Annotated in this window: 4 protein-coding genes; all 4 read left to right on the top strand. The window is 32.9% G+C overall.

The features are described 5' to 3' along the window. Positions 1–242 precede the first annotated feature (242 nt). Positions 243–656: a hypothetical protein gene (locus DXA20_RS15805; protein WP_118562083.1), complete on the top strand. Its 414-nt coding sequence runs from the start codon at positions 243–245 to the stop codon at positions 654–656. Positions 657–815: 159 nt separating this feature from the next. Next, a complete protein-coding gene (locus DXA20_RS15800) occupies positions 816–1,082 on the top strand; it encodes a hypothetical protein (RefSeq protein ID WP_147403772.1) in 267 nt (88 codons plus the stop codon). A 6-nt stretch (positions 1,083–1,088) separates the two neighbouring features. Then, positions 1,089–3,194 carry a penicillin-binding transpeptidase domain-containing protein gene (locus tag DXA20_RS15795; protein WP_118508024.1) on the top strand — a complete coding sequence of 702 codons (2,106 nt, stop codon included), beginning with the start codon at positions 1,089–1,091 and terminating at the stop codon, positions 3,192–3,194. Positions 3,195–3,218: 24 nt separating this feature from the next. Next, positions 3,219–4,496 (top strand): DUF6070 family protein, encoded by a 1,278-nt coding sequence (locus DXA20_RS15790; protein WP_118562079.1) that lies wholly within the window; start codon positions 3,219–3,221, stop codon positions 4,494–4,496. Positions 4,497–4,608 lie beyond the last annotated feature (112 nt).

Below are 4,608 nucleotides of genomic sequence, written 5' to 3'. Positions count from 1 at the left end.
ATAATATAAAATTCTGGGAAATACTGCATTGTATTCTCCCATGCAACCGTCAACATATCAGTTCATTATAAAAATATCAAATTTTTGTCTTGACAACTGAGCCATTATAATGAATGTGTTTAGCCAGCATAGATTTTTTATCTTGACATGCAAATATTACAGGTGTAATATAAAAACAAAAAAACATATATTTTTTAATCTTAATTCTTACAAATGTAAGAATTATAAGAAGGGAGTAAAAGATGTTTCAGAATAAACATATAGCACAATGGGCTTTATATATGACGATATGTATATTTGTTTTGACTGCCTGCAAAAACGAAAAAGTGATTCAAGATAAACGAAAGGATACTAAAACATCAGAAAGCACGGCTTTACCTTGTGAGCAGAGTTATATTGATTGGAATAATAGTGTTGCCAGGAAAAATGAGAAATTGTACTTTGCAATAGAGATTAAAGATTTTATAGATGCTTACAACTATTGCTATTACCAAGATTATGGAAAGAAATATATTCAGTCGCTTGTAACATGGTATTCATATAAACAAGATTTTGGAAGGCTGAAAGGAGATATGTGTTATGAATATACGGAAAATAAGAAAATACTGACACTACCCACTGTTGCTGTGTACACTATAAACATACAAAAAACATAGAAGCTATTACTGTTAATTTTGATGATCATAGTTATACAGAAAAAATGTATAAGAAATATGAGAAATTATGCTTTTATTGTTTGAAAATGTTATACAGAAAAAATGTATAAGAAATATGAGAAATTATGCTTTTATTGTTTGAAAATGCTTTTTCCGAATATGGAGAAGAATAAGATAACAAGTTTGTATAAAAAATTAAATAAAAAGGCATATGATCATATATTTCAGACAGAAAAAGGATTTCATAGCTATAATCTACCAAGCGATTTGTATTATAGAGATGGAGTAGGAATTTATCCTTATTTCGCATACGGCGAAAGTGTTCGTATGTGTATTATTCCTGTAGATCAAAAGTTAATCCGGTCATACAGGAAAAAAGGTGTTAGGTTGCATAGATTGGATAAAAGAAAAATGAAAGGAAAATGAGTAATTATGAAATATAGACATAATAGAAAAAGAAGAATGATCCGTGTTGGCTTTTTGGTGCTAAGTATAATATTTATAGCTGGTGTAGTCCTGTTTACTATAAAAGGGATAACTAAGAAAGAGGTTGTCAAAAGTCCTGAACAGGTTTTGAAGTCATATATGAATTGCATTTGTCAGAAAAACTATAGCGAAATGTATGAAATGATAACAAATGAGAGTAAAGAAACCATTGAAAAAGAGGACTTTGTGAAGCGCAATTCTGCTATTTATGAGGGGATTGAAGCAAAAAACATCAATATAAAAATAATAGATTATGAAGAAGAAAGTTTAACAGTTAAATATAATACAGCTTTTGACACAGTAGCCGGAAAAGTGGATTTTAAAAACGAAGTTGCTTTTTTAGAACAAGATGATCAGTACAAAATGGTATGGAGTAATTCAGTAATCTATCCAGGGCTTACAGAGGATGACAAAGTGCGTGTGTCCGTAATACAGGCGCAGAGAGGTCAAATTCTGGATAGGAATGGAAGAATGCTTGCGGGAAAGGGTGTTGCTTCATCTGTTGGAATTATACCTGGAAAGTTAGAAAATAGGAAAAAATCCATTGTCAGAATTGCGAAATTGTTGGGAATAAAACCAGAAGATATAGAAAAGGAATTAACGGCAAAATGGGTAAAAGAAGATTCATTTGTCCCGATTAAAAAAATTGCAAAAGTAAAAGAACTTGATTTACTCGCACTGGATCCGGATGAAACAATTGTTGAGGAACAAAAACGACAGGAAAAATTATTAAAAATATCTGGTGTAATGATTTCGGATGTAGAAGTCAGAGAATACCCATTAAAGGATGAGGCTGCACATTTAGTGGGGTATGTACAAAATGTAACTGCAGAAGATTTAGAAAAGCATGCAGGAGAAGGATATACAAATGCCAGTGTCATTGGAAAAACGGGGTTAGAGGGGGTATATGAAAAGGAATTGAAGGGGGAAAATGGATGCAAAATATATATTGCTGATTCAGAAGGAAAAGAGAAAGAGCAGCTGGCATATAAAATAGTGAAAGATGGAAAAGACATTAAATTAACGATAGATGCGGATTTACAGGCGCAATTATATAAAAATTTTAAAAGTGACAAAAGTTGTTCCATTGCCATGAATCCATTTACTGGGGAAGTGCTGGCAATGGTTAGTACACCTTCCTATGATACGAATGCATTTATAATGGGAATGAGTAAAAAGCAATGGGATAGATTAAATAAAGATAAGAAACAACCATTGTATAACCGTTTTAGACAAGTATGGTGTCCGGGATCCACATTCAAGCCTGTTATTGCGGCGATTGGTTTACAGTCTGAAGCATTTACCGGAACAGATAATTTTGGAAATGAAGGACATAGCTGGCAAAAAGATAAAACATGGGGGACATATCATGTTACGACACTTCATACATATAGCCCCGTTATACTGAAAAATGCATTGATATATTCAGATAACATATATTTTGCCAAAGCAGCACTTAAAATCGGAACAGAAGAGATGGAGAGGTCATTATCTATGTTGGGGTTTCATTCATCTATTCCATTTGAAATAATGATGGCGGAGTCAAAGTTCTCCAATAATAAGCATATTCAAAGTGAGGTAGGGTTAGCGGATACGGGATATGGTCAGGGACAGGTACTTGTCAATCCACTTCATTTGGCTTGTATTTACACAAGTTTTTGCAATGACGGAAATGTGTTGAAACCGTATTTATTGTATAAAGAAAATGCCAAAGCAGAGCAGTGGATTTCAGAAGCCTTTTCCAAATCCGTATCCCAAGAAGTGTTAGAGGGTATAAAAAGTGTAGTAAATGATTCACACGGGACGGGATATGCCATACATCGTAAAGATATGATTTTAGCAGGGAAAACAGGAACTGCTGAAATTAAAGAGTCGCAGAGTGATACGACAGGAACTGAATTAGGGTGGTTTGCTGTTATGACACCAGATAAGAAAAACAAAAAACCTATTCTTATTGTCAGTATGGTTGAAGATGTAAAGGGAATAGGAGGAAGTGGTTATGTGGTAAAAAAAGATAAGGCTGTTTTGGATAAATGGTTTGGTAAAAATTGAAAACAGGAAGGAGTGTGCAGAATTATGAGAAAATTTTTATATTTAATCCTTTTTGTAATGACTCTTTGTGTTTTTTGCTGTTCGTGCAGTCAAAAGACAAATGATGTGAAAAAGACATCAAGTCAGCATGAGAAAAAGCTAAAAAGTGTCCCAAATAATAATACAAAAGAAGATGTTATATCGGAAGAAGATCTGGAAAAAGGATATGACTTGCCGGTATCCGCTCAAGAGAATGAAGAGGCTACAAGAGATTCTATGCAGATAATGTCGGGACTTGAACATATATATAGAAATGCGGATAAAGGAGATTCGTTAAATGTTGTTTTAGATAACAAATCGATATGTAAAATGATTAAAAAGATAAAACAACAGGGTTATTCTGTTACAGTTTCTGAAGATTATTCTAATATGGAGAATTATAAAAGATTTTCTTCATTTCTTGCAAAAGCACAGAAGAAACAGAAAGGGTCGGGTGTTATTTATGAAGTTCATTCCGAGGGCAGCATTGGAAGAGAAAAATTTATTTATGACGGAAAGGATATGTTTCTATTGGCTTCAAATGCATCGTGGGATGATAATGGTAAGCCAATTATTACATTTGTTTCCTACACAAGGATAAAGAAATGGAGATATTCGAGAAAAGGATGGTTTTGCTATGAATTGTGTGTGCCGGAATATCCTGAAGTGACGGAAATGGTAGATGGAAGCTGTCTGATCAGGATTAAGCCAATGAGTGATAATAAGCGGAAATTATCAAGAAAATGCGTTCGTGGTTTAGCGTATCAGGGCAATAATATTTTATGTTCTAATTGGGATCAAGAACATATGCAAAAGATAGATTATAATGGTTTATATGAATATTTATATGCTATGAAATATAAAAAGAAATTTAATGGAAAAAAATATCCAAGTGGAATACCCAAAGATCAATTTGAGCAATTGATCATGGAATATTTACCTGTTTCCAGAGAAGATATTGAAAAGTATGCAAGTTATAATGAAAAGAAAAAGACATATGATTGGATGCGATTGGGATGTTTTAATTATGCTCCTAATTTTTTTGGAACTTCTATCCCGGAAGTAACAAAGATTAAACATAATTCCAATGGAACAGTTACTCTTACCGTGGATGCGGTTTGCGAAATGGTGTTATGTAATGAGGCGGTCATTACTCATGAGCTAACTGTAAAATTTAATAAAGATGGTAGTTTCCGTTATTTGGGAAATAAGATCTTAAATGGTGGTATCAAGAAAATACCAGAGTATCAATATAGAATATTGAAGGAGAAATCGAAAAGATAAAAACCTGAATCCGTGAACCTTGTTTCAAAATGAAAAAGCACACAGGAAATGTTTGCCATATTTGTTATTGTATACTAAATTTTGAAAATGCTGCATAATTTTGCGTTCAAAA

Origin of the sequence: Roseburia sp. AM59-24XD (genome assembly GCF_003478445.1) — a bacterium.
Taxonomy (GTDB): domain Bacteria; phylum Bacillota; class Clostridia; order Lachnospirales; family Lachnospiraceae; genus Jutongia.
The sequence above is the reverse complement of the archived record's forward strand: the minus strand, read 5'-3'. Positions and strand labels throughout refer to the sequence as shown.

Coding starts and splice junctions, on each gene's coding strand:
- DXA20_RS15800 (WP_147403772.1), top strand. CDS start 816: ATGGAGAAGAATAAGATAACAAGTTTGTATAAAAAATTAAATAAAAAG.
- DXA20_RS15805 (WP_118562083.1), top strand. CDS start 243: ATGTTTCAGAATAAACATATAGCACAATGGGCTTTATATATGACGATA.
- DXA20_RS15795 (WP_118508024.1), top strand. CDS start 1,089: ATGAAATATAGACATAATAGAAAAAGAAGAATGATCCGTGTTGGCTTT.
- DXA20_RS15790 (WP_118562079.1), top strand. CDS start 3,219: ATGAGAAAATTTTTATATTTAATCCTTTTTGTAATGACTCTTTGTGTT.